Genomic DNA, 18,271 nt, shown 5'->3' on the forward strand with positions numbered 1-18,271 from the left:
ATGGCACAGGGAACTGTGAAATGGTTCAACGGCGACAAGGGCTTCGGTTTCATCGCCCCGGACGGTGGCGCGGCTGACGTGTTCGTCCACTACTCGGAGATCAGCGGAAGCGGATTCCGGTCGCTCGAAGAGAACCAGCGTGTCCAGTTCGAGATCGAACAGGGCGCCAAGGGACCTCAGGCTGTCGGAGTGACGGCGGTCTAACCGAGCTTCAAGTACGTCGTGGGCTGGTAGGGAGACCTACCAGCCCACTTCTCTTTTTCTGGGGTAGTCCCGGAATGTTCAAACCGCCCGGATGTGGGAATCAATGAGCCCATGAGCTGGGAGTGCGCTGTCGTCGGCGGTGGTGCGGCCGGTTTGAGCGCCGCCCTGGTGCTGGGCCGGGCCCGCAGACGGACGATCGTCGTGGACGGTCAGGACCAGAGCAATCGCGCCTCCCCGGGCATCGGTGGCCTGCTGGGATTCGACCAACGGCCGCCGGACGAGCTGTACGCCACCGGACGCCGGGAGCTGTCCAAGTACCCGAGCGTCGAGTACCGCCGCGGCGTGGTCCGCAGCGGCCGTCGGGTCGACAGTGGCTTCGAGCTGGAGTGCGACGGCGGCGCGAAGATCCAGGCCAAGCGGGTGCTGCTGGCCACCGGCATGTCGTACTGCCCGCCGCAGCTGCCCGGGGTGGCCGAGCTGTGGGGGACGTCGGTGTTCCAGTGCCCGTTCTGCCACGGCTGGGAGATGCGGGACAAGAAGCTGGCCGCGCTCGCCGCAGGTGAGCAGGGCATGCACACGGCGCTGATGCTGCGGGGCTGGACCGACGACGTGGTGCTGCTGACCGACGGACGCTCAGAGCTCAAGCCCGACGACGAACGCGTGCTGCGCGACGCCGGGGTGACCCTCGACGACCGGCGGGTGGTCGAGCTGATCGGAGCCGACGGCTGCCTGAAGGAGATCGCGTTCGCCGACGGTTCGACGCTGGCGCGCGACGGCCTGCTGGTGGAGGCGCCGGTGCGGCAGCGGACGCCGCTGGCCGAGCAACTCGGTGCCGCGTGCACACCGGGGCCGCTGGGCACGGAGCCGCTCAACATCGACGAGATCTACCGGACGAGCACCGGCGGGGTGTTCGCGGCCGGCGACGCCTGCACCGAACAGCCGCATCTGGCCGGCGCCATCGCCTCCGGGGCGCAGGCGGCGATGATCATCGTGCAGAGCCTGCTGGCCGACGAGTTCGGCCTGCCGTACCCGCCCGTCTAATCCTGGACGGCCTTGGCCAGCGTGACCAGCCGGGTCAGCGCGGTGTTGTTGTGCAGCGACCGGGCGGCCTCGCGGACGACGCGGACAATCACCCAGGCGCGGGCGCGGTCCTCGTCGATTCCGGCGGTGTCGATCAGGGCGTAGAAGCGGCGCTGCACGCCGAAGCGGGGGTTACCGGTCAGCTCGTCCCAGCGGTGCCAGAGCATCGGCGCGATCTCGTAGGCCGGATCGCCGTTGACCGGGTCGGGTGAGATGGCGAGCCAGGGGTCCCGGTCGGCGGCGAGGACGTTGCCGTAGTGCAGATTGCCGTGCAGAACGTGATCGGCGGGCTGGGTGGAGAGGTCGCGGCACAGCGTGGTGGCCTGCTCGACCAGCCGGTGCGGAATCGGCGCGCTGCGGGGGAGGGTGGCGAACTCGCCGGCCCAGTCGCCGAGAAGGTCTGTGAGCGAACTCAATTGAGGCATCGCGGCTACGTGGAGGCGACGGTAGAGGTGGGCGACGGCCTCGCAGGCCGCGGTGTCGTCGAGGCCGTCGAGGGACTGCGGGTGTAACCGTTCGAGCAGGACGGCGCGACGGTGCGGGTCGGCGCGGAGCAGACGGGCGGCGCCGTCGCCGTTCCAGCGGCGCAGAACCAAGTGGGCGTGCGCGGAGCCGCCGATCTTGAGGAGGGCGGGGGCGCCGGACGTGCGGACGGGAAGGACGGTGGTGTCGGGCGTGCGAATGGCATCGCCGTCGGGGCGGAGGTTCCATTCGTCGACGAGGTCGTCGAGGTCGGTCACGTCAACAGGATGGCATCGGCGGAAGTGATATCGACTGTCAGATGTTAGCTGTGTCGGCGTGACGGGTACAGTTTCCGCATGCCGCTAGGGGACGGTACGAAGATTGCGGGCTACCTGTCGGGGGACCGCGAATTCGCCGAGCGATCCGTGTCGATGGACGTCGGCGACGGCACCGATTGCGGCCGGCTGCTGCAGGAGAGGCATCCGGACGGGATGCCGGCTTCGGAAGCGCTCGCGATCCTCCGCTCGGTCGCCGACGCGCTCGACACCGCCCACGCGCGTGAGCTCTTCCACTGCGACGTCAGGCCTGCCAACATCCTGCTGACCAACTCCGACGACGATGGACTTCGCATCCTGCTGAGCGACTTCGACGCTCCGCCGTCCGCCGGGGATGACAGCGAAGCCCAGGCGCGACTCGGCGCGGTGACATACGCGGCGCCCGAGCAGCTGACGAGCCGAGCCGTCGACGGCAGGACCGACCAGTACGCGCTCGCGGTGACGGCCTATCACCTGCTGACCGGCGCGCCGCCGTTCCGGCACGAGCAGCCGGCGGTCGTCATCGGCCTGCACCTCAACGCGAAGCCGCCGCGGCTCGCCGACAGCCGACCGGAGTTGGCTGCGTTGGACGCGGCGCTGGCCCGAGCGCTGTCGAAGGACCCCGAGCAGCGATTCGCTACGTGCACGGAATTCGTGCGCGCGCTCGAACACGCGGCGGACGAGGTGCCACCGGCCGGGGATTAGTCGTGGAAGTGGCAGCGGGCGTGAGGGGTGCTCGCTGTCCTTCCGCGTGGACTGGGACACGACCTAGCCTGGCAGGGTGGTGACCGAACTCGTCGACCTGCCGGGTGGCTCGTTCCGCATGGGGTCCGTCGACTTCTATCCGGAAGAGGCCCCGGTTCACAGGGTGTCGGTGGCGCCGTTCGCGATCGAGCGCCACCCCGTCACCAACGCCCAGTTCGCCGCTTTCGTCGCCGACACCGGCTACGTCACCGTCGCCGAACGACCGCTGGATCCGGCCGACTTCCCCGGCGTCCCACCGGCCGACCTCGTCCCCGGCGCGCTGGTGTTCCGATCCACGAGCGGGCCGGTCGATCTGCGCGACTGGCGGCAGTGGTGGACATGGGAGCCCGGCGCCTGCTGGCGTCACCCGTTCGGGGCCGATTCATCCATCGAGGACCGCCTCGACCACCCGGTGGTGCAGGTCGCCTACCCCGACGCCGCGGCGTACGCGGCGTGGGCCGGGCGCCGGCTGCCCACCGAGGCGCAGTGGGAGTACGCGGCCCGGGCCGGCGCGACGACCGCCTACGCCTGGGGCGACGACGTCCAGCCCGAGGGCCGGCTGATGGCCAACACCTGGCAGGGCAGGTTCCCGTACCGCAACAGCGGAGCCCTCGGCTGGGCGGGCACCTCGCCGGTCGGCACCTTCCCGCCCAACGGCTTCGGCCTGGTCGACATGATCGGCAACGTCTGGGAGTGGACCACCACGCCGTACACCCGGCAGCACCGCACCGACCAGCCCTCCGAGGGCTGCTGCCCGCCGCCAGACCCGTCCGGGGACCCGACCATCAACCAGGCGCTCAAAGGCGGGTCACACCTGTGCGCGCCCGAGTACTGCCACCGCTACCGGCCCGCCGCGCGGTCGTCGCAATCCCAGGACAGCGCCACCACCCACATCGGTTTCCGCTGCATCGCTTGAGGGGGCGACTTGGTCGCGCGCCTGAGGGTTGTTGTGGTTCAGCCGAGTTCGGCGAGCCGCGGCACCGCGGGCGCCATCCCGTCGATCCACGCCGCTGGAGTCCCGGTGGTCGGCGTGACGATTGCCGCGTGAACGCCGAGCTTCGCGTATTCGGCCATGCTGCGGACGAATTCGTCGCGTGTTTCGGGCTCGGGTCGCGGATTGTTCGGCAGGATCGTCACGCGGATGTCGCCGAAGTCGCGGCCTACGTCGTCGCAGTGCCGGCGCAACACGTCGATCTTGTGGGCGACGTCGTCGGGCGAGGTGGCGAACAGGTTGCAGGCGTCGCCGTACTTCGCCACGAGCCGCAGGGTCTTGCGCTCCCCGCTCCCGCCGATCAGCACCCTGGGCCGGTTGATCGGCTGCGGCGAACACAGCGTCTCGGCCAGCTGGTAGTGCTTGCCCTCGTAGGAGCCATTGTTCTGCGGATCCCACATCTGCGCGCAGATCTGCAGCGCTTCCTCGAGGCGCTCGAACCGCTCGGCCAGCGCCGGGTAGGGCACGCCGAGGCCGTGGTGTTCACGCTCGAACCACGCGGCGCCGATGCCGAGCCAGGCGCGGCCACCGGACAGCACGTCGACCGTCGTGACGATCTTGGCCAGCAGGCCGGGGTGCCGGTAGGTCACGCCGGTGACGAGCAGCCCGAGGTCGATCCTCGAGGTGTGCGCGGCGAGGAAGCCCAGCGTGGTGTAGCCCTCGAGCATGTTCGACTCCGCGGGCAGACCCGTGGGCTCGATCTGGAAGAAGTGGTCCATGAACGACAGCCAGGTGGCGCCGGACGCTTCCGCGGCCTCACCGACGCGGGCCAGCTCGTCGGCGATCGCGATCGTCCCGCCCTCGATGTCGAAGACTGGCACGTGAAATCCGAGTTCCATGCACCTGTCCAAGTCGCCCGTCCGCGACCCGCATTCCCGGCGATCAGGGTGTTGGCGCGATCCCGCTGGACGAGGAATTACTGCCAGCGGACACGGCGGGTGCACCCGCGCCCGCGCGCCGTTCGCGGGTCGGCTGTAACGTGGAGAGCAGGCCGTTCTCGTCCCTGCGCTGCCGTCCCGGCAAGCGTGGCACTAATAGAGACGATCAGCCTGCGATTCGAATCTCGCTCGCTTCGGCCCGACGTACGGACGCAACGTCCGCTTTCGAAGGATTGATACATGGATTCCTCCAATCTGTTTTCGCACCCTGACCGGCACGAAGTCACGCACACCCTCACGCCGGAACCGGTGAAGTCGCCCGCATTCTCCGACGGCGACTCGCCGACGCCCGATTCGCAATCCTCGTGAACGGCCTGAGCGGGTCGCGGCGATTGGCGCGGCCCGTCAGGCTTGCCCTGGCCAGCCGGTCCGGCGGCCACATCGACGGGGCATGGTGGCCGCACACCGGGTCGGTCGCCCACGAACTGCCGGGACTGATCGAGTGCCTGCACAAGCCACTCGGTGAGATCCTCGACATCGCCATCAACTGGTCGGTCTCCGAAGGGCCGCTCGACCTCGACACCATCGTCAACGGCACCCGCTCGGTGGAGTCGGCGAAGTTCAGGCGACCCCGCCTGATGGTCGTCGACGGCCGCGACGGCTGCCTGAAACTCCTGGTGATCCCGCACATGACGTCACCGACGCTGGGTTCCATCGTGATGCGCTGCGCGGCGGCCAAGCCGGTCCGCGACGAGGACCGGGGCGGCAAGCAGGCCGAGACCGCCGAACTGGTGATGCAGACCGCGGAGGTCGAGAGCGCGAAGTGGACGGCGCTCATGCGCGACGAGAAGGCGGCGGCGAAAAAGCTTGTGCGCAAAGCCAAGAGCGCGGTCTAGTCCTCCAGGGCCCGGCCCACGATCAGCGGGTCCGGCTCGCCGACGACGTCGGCGTCTTTGTCGTCGTAGTCGAACTTCGACAGCAGGAACCGCATCGCGTTGAGGCGGCCGCGCTTCTTGTCGTTGGTCTTGACGACGATCCACGGCGCGTAATCGGTGTCGGTCGCGACGAACATCTGCTCTTTGGCGCGGGTGTAGTTGTCCCACCGCTTCACTGACTCCAGGTCCATGTCGGAGAACTTCCAGTGCCGCAACGGGTCCACGAGCCGGATCGCGAACCGGGTGCGCTGCTCGAGCGGTGACACCGAGAACCAGAACTTGGTCAGGTGGATGCCCTCGTTGGCGATCATCTGCTCGAACAATGGTGCTTGCCGCATGAATTCGCCCTGTTGCGCGGGGGTCGCGAACCCCATCACCTTCTCGACGCCGGCCCGGTTGTACCAGGACCGGTCGAACAGCACCATCTCACCGGCGGTGGGGAAGTGCCGGACGTAGCGCTGGAAGTACCACTGCGTCTTCTCCTCCTCGGTGGGCTTCTCCAGTGCGACGGTGCGAGCGCCGCGCGGGTTGAGGTGCTCCATGAAGCGTTGGATGGTGCCGCCCTTGCCCGCGGCGTCGCGGCCCTCGAAGACGATGACGTGCCGCGCGCCGGTGCGCTTGCTCCACTTCTGCAGCTTGAGCAGCTCGATCTGCAGATTGCGCTTGCACAGCTCGTAATCGCGGCGGGGCATGCGCTCGTCGTAGGGGTAGCGCTCGCGCCACGTCTCGATGGGGTTCCCGTCGCGATCGAGTAGTACGGGATCGTCGTCGTCATCGTCGTTGACGGTGTAGCCGTGCCCGGGCGTCGACAGGGCCTCGAGATCTATTTTCGTCTCGCTCATGACATCCACTCTTAGCAGATTGTCGCGCCCACCTCTTATGTTCAGGGCGTACCGTTGCGGATATCGGGCAGCTCGGTTGCGAGCGAACATGCCTGACTGAAAAGGACAATCTCATGGCGTCGCCGACAACATTCCGCAGTCCCTACGACGTGCGTGTCGAGTTGGTGAAGGACACCATCACCGCTCACTCGAAGCTCAAAGACGATGCCGCCGGTGAACTCGCCGTGCACGTGTTGCACGCGCTGAGTTCGATTCCCGAGCGCGTTCGCTGACGCTCGTCTGAGCCGCAATCCGTTGTAAGACAAAGTTTTCGCTCGCCATCTGCGCTGTCTGCGCGATTGGCGGTATACCCGGAGGTTCAGATCATGACCGTCACAGTGATATTGCCCGATGGCGCAACCGACAAGTACATGCGGTTCGGCGACGCCTATGAGGAGCGCGCCGACGGTGCGCTGGACGTGTCGCGCGGCGGCGCAGAGCCATTCAGATACGCCGCGGGTGAGTGGACCGGTGTCGAAGGTGACCAGCGGAGTCGCAAAGTGCGCCGCTTCTGGCCCTTCTAGGCCGGTCCGCCGTCGCGTCGACGGAGGTGTCGCGGTTCATGGCCGCGACGCGTTGCGCGTCATCGGTGCGAGGGGTGCGCGTGAAGTGGGCCGGTGGGGTGACTCGCCGGTCCACCTCTGTGGAGGCGCGAAATTCAATCGAACACAGGGTTTTTGGATCCCCCATGGCGTCCGTGGTGAGGGCGATCAGGCGTAGTATCGAGCACACCGGTGGTATGTCGCGCGCGACCATCTGAGATTGTGTCGCCGCCGGTTCACACGACTGGCCATAGTGGCCTAGACGGGATCATTCCCATGGCAGTACAAGAAGAGATTCGCGCGGCGTCCGGCGAGGAATCCGAACAGCCCAGGCTGCGGATGAAGGACGCGGCGCTCGCCACCGGATATGTGGACGGCGCCTGGTGGCCGCACAGCGGAGACCTGATCAACGAGCTTCCCGAGTTGCTCGCGGGCCTTTCCGGCCACGTGCATCCGATCGCACGAGTGACATACGGCCTTGCAGAGTGGGCGCCAGTCCCTGCCAAGGTGATCACTGCCGGCGGGGTGGTGCGCATGGACGGCTACGGCCGCCAGCCGTCGAACACCATCGGAGTCTCCGACGGCCGCGGCCACGAGGTCATCCTGCTGGTGGTGCCCGCCAAGACCGAACCGGACCGCGCGCACGCCATCGTGATGGCCGCATCGGGGGCGGGTGACGCGTCGAGTACCGAGCACCTGCTCGCCACGGACGGCAAGGCATTTTGAGCCGGCGCCACACCGCGGTCGCGGGCCGTCGATGACCACTCGACTCGGTCCGGCCGACGCGATGGCGTTGCACACCCAGACCCCAACCACACCGGCGCACACGCTGTCGTTGGTGATTCTCGCAGGTGCGGACGGGCTCAGTCACGACGTGTTGTGCCGACAGCTTGCGAGCGCGGTCCCGCGGCTCGCGCGGTTCCGGAGTCGACTCGTGGGCAAGCCGTTCGGGATGGGGCAGCCTGTCTGGGCGGAGATCGAGCACTACGACGCCGCGCGGCACATTCACCGTGCGACTGTGCCCGCGCCCGGCGGCGTCGGTGAACTCGCCGAGCTGACCACGGCGCTCAGCGGCGGGACGCAGCATTCGCGGCGGCCGCTGTGGGAGGCGTGGACGATCGACGGCCTGGCAGGTGGCCGATGGGCGGTGGCGGTTTGCATGTCGCCGGTGCTCGCGGAGGGCGGCCTCGGCGTGACGGCCTTCTGGGACACCGTGCTGACCGGCACGCCGAAGGCCGAGAACTTCTCCGTGGAGCTCGGGCTGGGCTCCGCGCCGACGACCGGTGCGCTCGTCGCCGACATGCTCAGCGAGATGGTGGAGAACCAGATCACCGGTGCGTGGATGGCGGCCGATGCGGTTGCCGCCACGTTGAATTCAGCACGTGAGCGGTTGCAGGAGGCACACGTGAACGTGCTGCTCGGCCCTGCCGTGGCGTCGATGCGCGGCCCAATTCCGACGACGGTCTTCAACGCGCCGCTGACCCAGCGGCGGACGATCGCGTTCGCGACGGCGCTGCGGGCCGATGTGGAACTGGTCAGCGCCGCGTTCGGCGGAAGTGCCGCGAATGTCCTGCTGGCTGCGTGCACCCTGTCGCTGCGAACTTGGCTGCAGCGCCACGGCGTCGTGCCCGAGGAACCGCTCGTGATCACGGTCGCGGAGGGGCAGGTACGCGTGCCGGTTCAGCTCGACGACCCGGTCCAGGTGCTCACCAACATGCACACCGCGACCGAGAGGGCGAACCTGGCCGACGGCTCCGACGGAACCGTGGGTGAGGCTGATGATTTCGCGAAAGTGGTCGCGATGCTGTGGCCGTGGGCTGCGCACGCGGGCATGCGGGTCTACAGCGAGCTCGGTCTGGCTCAGCGGGGTGCAGCGACCTGCCACGGCAGCATCTCGTTCCTCGGCGGTGGCATCGAGACGCTCTTCTGTGCGGGCGCCGAGGTGGTTGGGATGTACACCGCCGAACCGCTGGTGCAGAGTTGCGGACTGAACATCACCGTGACGACGCACGCCGACTCGATGGATGTGTGCGTGAGCGCCTGCCCGGACAACGTCGCCGACGTCGACGAGATCGCACGCGGCGTCGCGGAGGCGGTCGACGTCTTGGTGGCGGCGGCCGGACGGTCGCCGCGGGGGCGGGGCCGGTCCGTGGTCACCCAGCTGGCGTCACACGGCAGCAGGCGGGGCTGACGCTACATTCGTCCGGTGACGACCACGGAGTGGATTCTGGACGCCTCGCACGGCGAGCTCCTGGTGACGACCGGAGTGGCGGGCCCGGCGGCGAAGATGGGCCACCGGCTGACGATCGCCTTCCGGTCTTGGACGGCCTCGGTGGACTGGGACTCCGATGAACCCGTCGCGGCCGAGGTGACGGTCGAGGTCGACTCACTCGAGGTGCTGCGTGGCGAGGGCGGCGTGAAGGGACTGTCGGGTCCGGAGAAGATGCTGGCGCGCTCGAATGCGCTGGGCGTGTTCGACGCCAAGAAGTTCCCGACGATCACGTTCCGGGCGGACGACGTCGCGTCGATCGACGGCGGCTACTCGCTCACCGGCACGCTGGAGATCCACGGCGTCGCGCGCGAGCGGACGGTCGAGGTGCAGGTGTCGGACGCCGGCGACTCGTGGCGGCTGTCGTGTGACACCGAAGTCCTGCACTCCGACTTCACGATGAAGCCCTATTCGATGGTGTTGGGCGCGATGCGCGTCGAGGACGCCGTGGCGGTGTCGTTCAGCGCGCAGGTTGCGAAGGACCGATCTGCGCGCGGATGAAGTGCAGCACCTCATCGGCGGTCGCGAAGCCGCCGAGGTGGCTCTCCTCGGGCCGCAGCACGAGGGTGGCGTCGGGCAGCATGTCGATGGCCTTCTGCGCGTCGGCCAGCGGGACGATGTGGTCGGAGTCGCCGTGCCACCAGCGCACCGGCGCCTGAACGTCGGCGAGTTTGAAGCCCCAGTCGCGGCCGAAGAGCCGGGCGTCGTCGACAATCGCCTGGAAGCGGCCCTTGGACAGCAGCACCAGGTCGTCGATGAACATGCCCTCCATCTCGGGATCGTGCAGCACGCGTTGATCGCCTTCGGGGGTGGTGGCGGCATAGGCCTGGCAAGCGAAGTGTGCGATCGGCAGCACCGGCGTCAGAAGCGCGGACATCGTCGCGGCCAGCGGCCGGCGCAGGCTGTGCAGAACCGGGGCGAACTTGCGGGCCAGTTCCACGGCGCCCGTCGCCAGCGCGTCGGGTCCGACCGACGGGACGACGCCGCCGAGGACGGCGACTGCCTGGACGCGGCTCGCCAGGGGTGGGACGGCGGCGCAGGCCAGGGCGTAGGGCCCGCCACCGGAGAGGCCGACGACGGAGATCTGCTCGGCGCCGAGGATGTCAACGACGTGGTTGACGTCGGCGACCCAGTCGGCGATGGCCTCGTAGGCGTACGGGTCGGACAGGCCGGAGCCGGGCCGGCCGAGCACGATGACGCGCAGGCCGAGCTCGACGGCGGCGCGGCGGCCGCAGAGCGGGAACTGGCGGCGGCCGCCGGGGGTGCCGTGGAACCACAGCACGGTGTCGCCGTTGGGGTCGCCGAACTCGGCGAAGCCGATGCGGCGGCCGTCGGGCAGGGTGAACCGGCCTTCGGCGCGCGGGTCGTCGACGCGCGGGACGCGGTAGGGGTGGCGGACCAAGTCGTTGAAAGATGTCATCTCGAAGAAAGAATGTAACGGTGAGGTTGCCTCCACGGCGAACTGCGGTGCGACGTGGGGCCCCGGCGGTCGTGTGGCGCTCAGGTCGCACGCGCACAATCGCGGGATGGCTGACTCCCGTCCTCGCCGATCCAGGCGGCTCTTGGACTCCATCCGCAAGGAGATCCCGGAGGCGTTGGCGGCGGGGCAGGATCATGACGACGCGCAGGTCGCGGCCATGCTGCGGGAGCTGGGCATCGCGCTGATCGAATGCGAGCAGCCCGCCCAGATGGTCCAGGCGCGGCTCTTGACGATCGCTGCGCAATACACCGACCAGACGGTCCGGATCGTCGCGCTGCCGACGGCGCTGGTGGTCCAGGTGGGCACCGTCGCCTACGAGGTGGAGACGGTGGTCAGGCCGACGACCCAGCTCGATCTCGCGGGCCGGGTCGACGCGATCGCCGAGCTCGCCGAGGTCGGGGCGATCACCCCGGCCGACGCCGCCCGAGAGGCCGCGCTCGCGCGGTCGATGCCGCCCCGGTTCGGGCCGGTGACCACGGTGGTGGGCTACATGATCACGACGCTGGGCTTCGGCATGGTGATCAACCCGACGTGGGCGTCGCTGTGGGGTTACGTGTTCCTCGGCTTCGTGGTCGGCCTGATCCTTCAACTGGGCCGACCGTTCCCGACCCTGGCCGCGGTGCTGCCGACGCTGGCGGCCGCGGTGGTGACGATGCTCGCGACGTGGTTCGTCGCCGACGCGGCCAACGACGGGCTGCTGCGGGTGATCAGCCCGCCGCTGGTGGCGCTCCTTCCCGGGCTGGCGTTGACGATCGCCGCGATGGAACTGGCGAGCGCGCAGATGATCAGCGGCGCCACCCGGCTCATTTACGGCGCCACCCAGCTGGCGCTGCTGGTGTTCGGGGTCGGGTTGGGAATGCACGTCGCGGGTCAGCTTGCGCCACAGGCCCCTTCGCCGCAGATGGGTTCGTGGTCGCTGTACGTCGCGATCGTGGTGATCGCCGTGGGCATCTACTTCTACCTGTCGGCGCCGAAGGGTTCGCTGCTGTGGCTGGTGCTGGCGGTCGGTGTGGCGCTGGTCGGTCAGCAAGTGGGCGGGCTGTTCCTGTCGCCAACGCATGCGGGCGCGGTCGGCGCGTTCCTCGTGGTGCCGTTCGCGATGCTGGGGGCGCGGGTGAAGACGTCGCCGCCGGCGATCGTCATGATGCTGACCGCGTTCTGGTCGCTGGTGCCGGGTGCATTGAGCTTCGAGTCGCTCGGCGCGGCCGTCACCGGCGAGGGCGATCTCTCGACGCTGGGGACGACGGTCGCCGCGATCTTCTCGATCGCACTGGGCACGCTGATCGGCTGGAGCGTGTTCATGACCATCCGCGGCAGGGCGAGGCGCTGAGGCCGCTCTGGTTTTTGCGTCTACGGCTGTTGTCCAGCCGCGGGCGCGACCCTGGGCGCAAAATCGAGGCTTGGCGCGGCGTTACGACCTCTGGTAGCTGTCGATGCCGGCGGCATGCCTGCGCAGGCGATCCGCAATCTGACCGAGCCATTCCGTGTACGTCAGCGGATCGGGGTCGTAACAGACGCCGGGTGTCCTCAGCAGGAACTGCTTGAGATCCGATTCAGCATGAGTCTCGCGCAGGTCGTCGATCTCATCAGCCAGCTTTCGTAGGGGCCCGACGACGGGAAGGTCGTCGACGTAGCTGTCGACGATGCCTCGCCAGTCGTCGGCTTCCACGACCCAATCTTGATGAAAGTACGCGCCGAAGAACTGGTACAAGTCTTCGGAGATGGTGCCGTCGTTCATTGGTCCGTCCCGACGTTTCGTTCCGCCCAAGTCGACCTCAGCTTCTCGTACTTGGTGTTCCAGCGCGACGAGACTCGCGGATCAGCCCGCCGCCAGCTTGACCAGTTGCCCGAACCCGTTGCCGTCGAGCACGAAGACGTTGCCCGCCCCGTCGACGGTCACGTCGCGCGGACCGCTCAGGCCGCTGATCGGCAGCACGGACTCCTCGCCGGACCCTGCGGCCAGCGTGACCACCTGGCGGCTCGTGGTGTCGACGACGTAGACGTCACCGCCCGCGCCGACGGCGAGTCCGTCCGGTTCGACGTTCTCCGACAGCGGCAGCGCCGTCTGGTCCTTGCTGTTGAACTCCAGCTTCGCCACGCGGTGGTGGGCGCCGTCGTTCGCGTAGACGCTGCCGTCCTTATCGACGGCGATCGCGCGGATCCACGCCAGGTCGGTGAACGGCAACACCGCCTGGAGCTCGAGAGCGGTGGCATAGCCGACCACCCGCTGCCCGTCCGCGACGTACACGTTGCCCATGTCATCGACGGCGAGGTGCTGCGGGTTCTCCAGGCCGGTGAAGGGCAGTACGGTCTGCTCGCCGGTGGCGGCGGTCCACTTCAGGACCTTCTTGTCGTTGGTGACGTAGACGTTGCCATCGGTGTCGACGGCGATCCCGCCGAGCTGGGTGAGCCCGGTGAACGGCACGTCGGACTGGTCGTTCGAGCCGGCTTCGATCTTCAGCACCTTGTTCTGGTCGGCGATGAAGACGTCACCCTTCGGGCTGGTGGCGAGCCCGAAGGGGGACGTGACGCTCTGCAGCGGCACGGTCGACTGGCGCGGATCGGGCGCCGGCGTGGACGACGGAGTCTTCGTCGCGGTGAATGGCAGGTTGGCCTTGCCGATCTCGTTGAGCGGATCCGTCGTCACCGCAACGGCTTCCAGGCCACCCGTGCCGTCGACCATCGAGGGATCCAGCGCGACGCGGTACTTGACCGTCACCTTCTTGCCCTTGGGCAGATCCTGTTCGTTGGTGTAGCCCCCGAGGTAGTCCATGCCGGTGCCCATGGCGGGGTGGTCGAGTGCGATCCAGGTCTGGGTGGCGGGGTCGAAGCGCTCGATGGTGCCCTCCGGAATGGTCAGCGGGTTCGGCGCGCAGCTGCAGTGCTCGAGCACCAGGGTGATACCGACCTTCGGGTAGGCGACCGGTGAGTTGTTGCACAGTGTCACCTCTAGCTCGACGGGCGCCGCGCCGGGTTGCAGGGTGCCGGACGGAATACCGCTCAGCGACAGAGCCACTCGTGCATCGGCGGGCACCGGTTCGTACGGTTCCGCGGTGGGCACCGGCGCGGTCGCCGGATTGACTGTGCAGTCGGAGGTGCCGGCCGCGGGAGTGGTCGAGGTGCCCGGGGTGCTGTCGGTGCTCGGCGAGCAGGCGGCGAGGGTGAGGCAGAGGGTGGTGAGCGCGGCGAGGCGCCGGAGGGCGTAGTTCATGGTGTGTCCAATCAGGCGAGGAGGGAGTCGAGTTCGGTGCGGGGGACGGTGACTTCGAGAGGGCCGTCGACGTGGGGCAGCAGGTCGCCCTGCGGGAAGAAGAACGTCACGGTGTCGTCGGTGAGTGCGAAGGTGCGGTAGTCGTCCAGGGTGAGCTCTTTACGCATGGCATCACGAGCGGTCAACTCGCGCTGGACAATCGGGTTGAGCACCGTCAACGGGTCGGCGTCGGGCCTGAACAGGGTATCGATGGTAATCGGGGTGTGCCGGTCGACGTCGTAGGTGAATGATCTGAACGTCGTGACCGGGCGGACACCGGTGTTGGTGCCGATGGTGAGCACCACGCTCTCGGTGCTGTCGCTCCGGTAGGTGTGCGGGATCATGTCGAGTTCTTTGAGGGCCGGGGCGTCGATCTCGTGGATCCAGTCGACGAAGTCGTCGCGCGACTGGTCGACGTACTCGGCGAGCGGCGCCTCGTCCGGATACCCGGTCGGGTAGGCGATGTCGATGCGGTAGCCGTCGGTGCTCTCGTGGATGCGGCAGGTGCCGGAAGGGTCGACGGCGCCGCCCAGGTCGGCACACGCAGACGTGGCGGCGGCGGTGGGTGCCAACAGCACCGCCGCCAGGACTACGAACGCCGCGGCGGATGCCTTCGTGAACGCTGTCATGACGGCAATGGGACGGCGTCGCGATCGCTACCGATCCCAACTGTGTGTCAGGTGGGCGGCCGCGGATGCACCGTCGTGGGTGGCGCGTCGTCAGGCGGGACGATCGCCTGGGTCGGCGGCTCGGGACGCTTGATGCGCAGCGCCGTGGTCGGCGCGGCGATCTGTTCGGTCGGTGGCGCCGGGATCACCGTCGTCGAATCCTGCGGGCGCCGGGCGATTCTCGGCAGCGGCGGCGCGACGACAGCGGTCGCCGGTTCCGGCTCCGGCAGCGGTGTCGGCGGTGGCGTCGCAGCGGAGGTCTCGCGTCGGCGGGCCAGGAGTCCGGCGAGCGGGCCAGTGAACAGCATGGCGATCAGCACGGTGAGGCTCAGCAGACAGACGACGACGTCGAAGGTGCTGGTGATCTGCTGGGCGAGGTTGTTGCCGTAGACCGCGTCGGGCGAGGGTTCGGCGTAGCGCGGCGCCAGTGCAACGCCGATGGCCAGGTTCGCGACGGTGAACGCGGTGAGTGCCGCGCTGAACGCCGCGATGACGCTCGCCGTGGTGTCGCCGCGGCCGAGCTGGCGGTGCAGCCACCGCGCGATGATGCCGGTGATCAGGTTGAACACCGTCATCGCGACGGTGTCGTACAGCGCACGCGTCAGGTCCAGTGACCACGCGATGAGGAAGTCGACCACTCGGCATGCGGCCGCGGCGAACGCCCAGAAGGCGATGAGCGTCAAGCACTTCTGGGCGGCCGAGCGATAGGCGCCCAGCGTGGGCGGCTGGATCTGGAAGACGGCGTAGAGAGTCGTCGGGGCGACGATCGCCGCGGCCGCCGCCCAGAACAGGTAGCCCTCGTAGCCGACGGCTGCGGTCGACGTGTTCTGCGCGATCCCGTGGAAGGCGTCGATGTCGCGACCGACGGGAAGCAGCCACACCAGCGTGGCGGCCAGCGCCGCCGACCCGCCGAGCGCGGTGGTGGCCAGACGTGCGGCGGCGGACCGCTCGAGCAGCCAGCGCGACGCGATGATGACCGCGATCAATGCGACGGCGCCGTACAGCAGGGTGGTGACGATGACGGCGATGTCCTGGCCGCCGAAGTCGACGTTGGTGACGAACAGGTAGCGCAGCCGCCAGTACAGGTTCCAGGCGACCGACAGCGTCGCCAATGCGATCGACACCGCGCCCAGCGCCCGCGCCACCGAATACCAGCGACGGAACCGGTTCTCCTCGATGGTGACGCTGGTGATCGGCGGCTGCGCGGCCAGCAGCGCGCCGCCGAGTCCGACGATCAGGCCGGGGCCGATGCCGGGCGGCACCAATCCGGTGCCGCCGTCGCGCAGCGTCTCCAGCAGGTGGTAGCCGACGAAGCCGATCGCCACGAGGACATAGGGCAGGCAGACGAGCAGCCGGACCCGGCTGAGCAGGCGGACGTCGAGGTCGGGATTGGTGAGCCGCAACGGGCCGACGCGGGTGTCGACGGTGGCGCTGACGGCGAGGAGTGTCACGGCGATCACGAGCACCCAGAGCGACGTCCGGCCGCCGAACGCGCCGAGGCCGAAGTCGAGGTTCCACGGAAGCAGAAGGCCGAGGATGAGGAGCACGACGGCCTTGATGTCGCGGACCAGGTTGGGACGGGTCGGCACGTAGCCGACGCGGGGCCGGCCGGGGGTGGCGCTCACCGCCTCAGTGGGGGACGCGTCGTAACGCTGATCGGTCACGTAGCGATCCTCTCAGTGATGGCGCCGCGATGTGTCGGCATCTCAGCGTGCTCATTTTCGCCGCTGCTGACAAGCCGGACCGGGGTACTTTGGTGCGGGTTCGAACGAAGGAGTGGGGTCGGTGGACGTAGTCCTCGGGGTGGCGGTCACCGGGCGGGTTGCGCGTCTGGCGATGGTCGGCTCGGCAGCCTCGGGTGGCCAGGTGTTCGACCAGTACGCCCTGGACCTGCCCGACGGCGGGATGACCGACCTGGCCGAGACGATCGTCGGCACGTACCGCGAGGTGGCCGAGTCGGGTAACCGGGTGGCTGCGATCCGGCTCGTCGTGCCGGACCCGTCGCAGGCGGAGACGCTGCGGCAGTCGGTGGTCGGCGCGGGCGTGCCGAACGTCGATGTGGTGGCCGAGACCGAGGCCGCCGCGGCGGTGGCCCGCAGTGCCGGTGCCGATGCGGCGCTGCTGCTGGCCGACGACGACACGGTGTCGCTGGCGAGGATCGGCGAGGACGAGGAGTCCACGTCGGTGCTGGCGTCGCTGCCGATCGGTCTGTCCGGTGCAGCCGTCGCGAGCGCAGCGGTGCTGCAGTCGGTGCCCAGTGGCGAGACGCTGCGGATCGTGCTGGTGGGTCACCGGCTGGATCTGGAGTCGATCGCCGCCGAGCTGGGTTCGACGGTGCCGGTGCAGGTGCCGCCGGATGCCGGGTATGCGATTGCGCGGGGCGCAGCGCAGACGGCGTCGGACGCCGGGTTCCCGGCGGGGGCGTCGACGATGATGGCGCCCGCTATCGGTGGGGCGCCGGCGATGGTGCCCCTGGTGGGTGACGCCACGCAGATGGCACCCGTTGCGGATGCGACGCAGATGGCGCCCGCGGTTGGCGACGCGACGCAGATGGCGCCGGTGGCCGGTGAGGCGACGCAGATGGCGCCGGCCACGGATTCGGCGGCGGTGGGGCCGCAGCTGGCGTACTCCGAGGAGGGGCCGGGCGAATACGAGCTGCCCTACGAGCAGCTCGAGGAGTTCGTTCCGGAGCTCGAGGATGAGCAGGCCTACACGGCGATGATCGCGCCGCCCCCGCCGAAGACGGTGTTGATGGGCAGTGCGTTCGCGTTTGTGGTGGTGGCGTTCGCGACGCTGGCGGCGTCGGTGGCGATCACGATCCGGCCGGTGGCTGATGTGCAGGCGCAGCCGGCGCCGCCCGTGCAGCCGCAGACGGTGCCGGGGCGGTTCCTGCCGGAGGTGCCGCACCAGCCGGACCCGGTGGCGCTGCCAATCGCGGTGGTGTCGCCTGCGCCGTCGGCTCCGGCGGTGAGGGTGCCGGTGAATCGCGGGCCGAACCCGGTCGTGCCTGCGCCGGTGCAGATCCCGGGTCCCGTGCCGGTGCCGGGCGCACCGATCGTCCCGGCGGTGCCGGTTCCGGGTGTGCCGATCGTGCCGTTCAACCCCTTCAACCCGTTCCCGACGATTCCGACGTGGACGACGACGGTGACGACGTCGGTGACGCCGACCACGACGACTCCGACTACTACTAGCCCCACGACGACGAGCCCGACGACGACTACGGAGACGACGACCAAGACGACGACGTCGGAGGAGACGAGCACGCCGACGACCGTTCCGACGGTGCCGCCGGAGCCGGAGCCACCGACGTCGGAGGCACCCGAGCCGGAGATTGAGTACTCGCCCCCGTCGCAGGCGCCGGCGTATTCACCGCCGGCCGTGGCGCCCGAGCCAGCGGCCCCTGTGGCTCCCGAGCCCGTCGCGCCTGAGCCGGCGGCGCCTGAGCCGGTGGAGCCGGAGTTGCCGTCGAGTGGCGGGGGATCTTATGAGGAGCCGGTGCTGACGTTCCCCGAGTCGCCGTAGTCGAGATCCGGGCCCGATACGAAACATCCGTCGCGTCTATTCCCGCGCCTG

At 68.9% G+C, this 18,271-nt stretch carries 20 protein-coding genes; 12 read left to right on the forward strand and 8 right to left on the reverse strand.

The genetic code is table 11. The annotated features are described in order from the left end of the window. Together H7I41_RS12855 and H7I41_RS12860 are read left to right on the forward strand one after the other, a co-directional pair. The gene (locus H7I41_RS12855) at window positions 1-204 is read left to right on the forward strand and encodes a cold-shock protein (protein WP_264012975.1); all 204 of its coding nucleotides are present in this window, start codon (window positions 1-3) and stop codon (window positions 202-204) included. A 111-nt stretch (window positions 205-315) separates the two neighbouring features. Beyond that, the gene (locus H7I41_RS12860; protein ID WP_264012976.1) at window positions 316-1,245 is read left to right on the forward strand and encodes an NAD(P)/FAD-dependent oxidoreductase; all 930 of its coding nucleotides are present in this window, start codon (window positions 316-318) and stop codon (window positions 1,243-1,245) included. On the opposite strand, the gene H7I41_RS12865 is transcribed toward H7I41_RS12860, so the two are convergent. Then, window positions 1,242-2,024, reverse strand: coding sequence for an aminoglycoside phosphotransferase family protein (locus H7I41_RS12865; RefSeq protein WP_264012977.1), 783 nt, complete (start codon window positions 2,022-2,024; stop codon window positions 1,242-1,244). The genes H7I41_RS12860 and H7I41_RS12865 overlap by 4 nt on opposite strands. A gap of 78 nt (window positions 2,025-2,102) precedes the next feature. On the opposite strand from H7I41_RS12865, the gene H7I41_RS12870 reads away from it, so the two are divergent. Both H7I41_RS12870 and H7I41_RS12875 read left to right on the forward strand, forming a co-directional pair. Next, window positions 2,103-2,765 carry a protein kinase domain-containing protein gene (locus tag H7I41_RS12870; RefSeq protein WP_264012978.1) on the forward strand — a complete coding sequence of 221 codons (663 nt, stop codon included), beginning with the start codon at window positions 2,103-2,105 and terminating at the stop codon, window positions 2,763-2,765. A 76-nt stretch (window positions 2,766-2,841) separates the two neighbouring features. Further along, window positions 2,842-3,720 carry a formylglycine-generating enzyme family protein gene (locus tag H7I41_RS12875; RefSeq protein ID WP_264012979.1) on the forward strand — a complete coding sequence of 293 codons (879 nt, stop codon included), beginning with the start codon at window positions 2,842-2,844 and terminating at the stop codon, window positions 3,718-3,720. A gap of 38 nt (window positions 3,721-3,758) precedes the next feature. Here the strand turns inward: H7I41_RS12875 and H7I41_RS12880 are convergent, their stop codons facing one another. After that, a complete protein-coding gene (locus tag H7I41_RS12880; protein ID WP_264012980.1) occupies window positions 3,759-4,634 on the reverse strand; it encodes an LLM class F420-dependent oxidoreductase in 876 nt (291 codons plus the stop codon). A gap of 431 nt (window positions 4,635-5,065) precedes the next feature. On the opposite strand from H7I41_RS12880, the gene H7I41_RS12885 reads away from it, so the two are divergent. Beyond that, window positions 5,066-5,569, forward strand: a complete 504-nt coding sequence (locus H7I41_RS12885) for a DUF5994 family protein (protein ID WP_264012981.1) — start codon at window positions 5,066-5,068, stop codon at window positions 5,567-5,569. Here H7I41_RS12885 and ppk2 read toward each other — a convergent pair. Next, window positions 5,566-6,450, reverse strand: coding sequence for a polyphosphate kinase 2 (ppk2, locus tag H7I41_RS12890; protein ID WP_264012982.1), 885 nt, complete (start codon window positions 6,448-6,450; stop codon window positions 5,566-5,568). The two genes, H7I41_RS12885 and ppk2, sit on opposite strands and share 4 nt — an antisense overlap. Window positions 6,451-6,563: 113 nt before the next feature. Between ppk2 and H7I41_RS12895 the strand changes: the two genes are divergently transcribed. The 5 genes from H7I41_RS12895 to H7I41_RS12915 all read left to right on the forward strand — a co-directional run bounded on the left by H7I41_RS12895 (window position 6,564) and on the right by H7I41_RS12915 (window position 9,801). Continuing rightward, a complete protein-coding gene (locus H7I41_RS12895) occupies window positions 6,564-6,722 on the forward strand; it encodes a DUF6307 family protein (protein WP_264012983.1) in 159 nt (52 codons plus the stop codon). A gap of 93 nt (window positions 6,723-6,815) precedes the next feature. After that, on the forward strand, window positions 6,816-7,013 hold the full coding sequence (locus H7I41_RS12900; protein WP_264012984.1) for a hypothetical protein: 198 nt from the start codon (window positions 6,816-6,818) through the stop codon (window positions 7,011-7,013). Window positions 7,014-7,307: 294 nt separating this feature from the next. Continuing rightward, window positions 7,308-7,757 carry a DUF5994 family protein gene (locus H7I41_RS12905; protein ID WP_264012985.1) on the forward strand — a complete coding sequence of 150 codons (450 nt, stop codon included), beginning with the start codon at window positions 7,308-7,310 and terminating at the stop codon, window positions 7,755-7,757. 31 nt (window positions 7,758-7,788) lie between these two features. After that, window positions 7,789-9,222, forward strand: a complete 1,434-nt coding sequence (locus H7I41_RS12910; protein WP_264012986.1) for a wax ester/triacylglycerol synthase domain-containing protein — start codon at window positions 7,789-7,791, stop codon at window positions 9,220-9,222. Between the two features lie 15 nt (window positions 9,223-9,237). After that, window positions 9,238-9,801 carry a YceI family protein gene (locus H7I41_RS12915; protein ID WP_264012987.1) on the forward strand — a complete coding sequence of 188 codons (564 nt, stop codon included), beginning with the start codon at window positions 9,238-9,240 and terminating at the stop codon, window positions 9,799-9,801. Here the strand turns inward: H7I41_RS12915 and H7I41_RS12920 are convergent. Continuing rightward, the gene (locus H7I41_RS12920) at window positions 9,761-10,720 is read right to left on the reverse strand and encodes an alpha/beta fold hydrolase (protein ID WP_264012988.1); all 960 of its coding nucleotides are present in this window, start codon (window positions 10,718-10,720) and stop codon (window positions 9,761-9,763) included. The two genes, H7I41_RS12915 and H7I41_RS12920, sit on opposite strands and share 41 nt — an antisense overlap. Before the next feature lie 106 nt (window positions 10,721-10,826). On the opposite strand from H7I41_RS12920, the gene H7I41_RS12925 reads away from it, so the two are divergent. After that, entirely contained in the window at window positions 10,827-12,110 is a 1,284-nt protein-coding gene (locus tag H7I41_RS12925; protein ID WP_264012989.1) for a threonine/serine exporter family protein, read from the forward strand. A gap of 81 nt (window positions 12,111-12,191) precedes the next feature. Here the strand turns inward: H7I41_RS12925 and H7I41_RS12930 are convergent, their stop codons facing one another. The 4 genes from H7I41_RS12930 to H7I41_RS12945 all read right to left on the reverse strand — a co-directional run bounded on the left by H7I41_RS12930 (window position 12,192) and on the right by H7I41_RS12945 (window position 16,362). After that, a complete protein-coding gene (locus H7I41_RS12930) occupies window positions 12,192-12,518 on the reverse strand; it encodes a contact-dependent growth inhibition system immunity protein (RefSeq protein WP_264012990.1) in 327 nt (108 codons plus the stop codon). An 81-nt stretch (window positions 12,519-12,599) separates the two neighbouring features. Continuing rightward, window positions 12,600-13,991 carry an NHL repeat-containing protein gene (locus tag H7I41_RS12935; protein ID WP_264012991.1) on the reverse strand — a complete coding sequence of 464 codons (1,392 nt, stop codon included), beginning with the start codon at window positions 13,989-13,991 and terminating at the stop codon, window positions 12,600-12,602. Between the two features lie 11 nt (window positions 13,992-14,002). Next, window positions 14,003-14,659, reverse strand: coding sequence for an esterase (locus tag H7I41_RS12940; RefSeq protein WP_264012992.1), 657 nt, complete (start codon window positions 14,657-14,659; stop codon window positions 14,003-14,005). A gap of 47 nt (window positions 14,660-14,706) precedes the next feature. After that, window positions 14,707-16,362, reverse strand: coding sequence for a DUF7937 domain-containing protein (locus H7I41_RS12945; protein ID WP_264012993.1), 1,656 nt, complete (start codon window positions 16,360-16,362; stop codon window positions 14,707-14,709). Window positions 16,363-16,483: 121 nt separating this feature from the next. Here H7I41_RS12945 and H7I41_RS12950 point away from each other — a divergent pair, with 121 nt between their 5' ends. Continuing rightward, window positions 16,484-18,220 (forward strand): DUF7159 family protein, encoded by a 1,737-nt coding sequence (locus H7I41_RS12950; RefSeq protein ID WP_264012995.1) that lies wholly within the window; start codon window positions 16,484-16,486, stop codon window positions 18,218-18,220. Window positions 18,221-18,271 lie beyond the last annotated feature (51 nt).

This window comes from [Mycobacterium] manitobense (assembly GCF_025821665.1).
GTDB lineage: Bacteria > Actinomycetota > Actinomycetes > Mycobacteriales > Mycobacteriaceae > Mycobacterium > Mycobacterium arseniciresistens.

Coding starts and splice junctions, on each gene's coding strand:
- H7I41_RS12855 (WP_264012975.1), top strand. CDS start 1: ATGGCACAGGGAACTGTGAAATGGTTCAACGGCGACAAGGGCTTCGGT.
- H7I41_RS12860 (WP_264012976.1), top strand. CDS start 316: ATGAGCTGGGAGTGCGCTGTCGTCGGCGGTGGTGCGGCCGGTTTGAGC.
- H7I41_RS12870 (WP_264012978.1), top strand. CDS start 2,103: ATGCCGCTAGGGGACGGTACGAAGATTGCGGGCTACCTGTCGGGGGAC.
- H7I41_RS12880 (WP_264012980.1), bottom strand. CDS start 4,634: ATGGAACTCGGATTTCACGTGCCAGTCTTCGACATCGAGGGCGGGACG.
- ppk2 (WP_264012982.1), bottom strand. CDS start 6,450: ATGAGCGAGACGAAAATAGATCTCGAGGCCCTGTCGACGCCCGGGCAC.
- H7I41_RS12895 (WP_264012983.1), top strand. CDS start 6,564: ATGGCGTCGCCGACAACATTCCGCAGTCCCTACGACGTGCGTGTCGAG.
- H7I41_RS12900 (WP_264012984.1), top strand. CDS start 6,816: ATGACCGTCACAGTGATATTGCCCGATGGCGCAACCGACAAGTACATG.
- H7I41_RS12905 (WP_264012985.1), top strand. CDS start 7,308: ATGGCAGTACAAGAAGAGATTCGCGCGGCGTCCGGCGAGGAATCCGAA.
- H7I41_RS12910 (WP_264012986.1), top strand. CDS start 7,789: ATGACCACTCGACTCGGTCCGGCCGACGCGATGGCGTTGCACACCCAG.
- H7I41_RS12920 (WP_264012988.1), bottom strand. CDS start 10,720: ATGACATCTTTCAACGACTTGGTCCGCCACCCCTACCGCGTCCCGCGC.
- H7I41_RS12925 (WP_264012989.1), top strand. CDS start 10,827: ATGGCTGACTCCCGTCCTCGCCGATCCAGGCGGCTCTTGGACTCCATC.
- H7I41_RS12930 (WP_264012990.1), bottom strand. CDS start 12,518: ATGAACGACGGCACCATCTCCGAAGACTTGTACCAGTTCTTCGGCGCG.
- H7I41_RS12935 (WP_264012991.1), bottom strand. CDS start 13,991: ATGAACTACGCCCTCCGGCGCCTCGCCGCGCTCACCACCCTCTGCCTC.
- H7I41_RS12940 (WP_264012992.1), bottom strand. CDS start 14,659: ATGACAGCGTTCACGAAGGCATCCGCCGCGGCGTTCGTAGTCCTGGCG.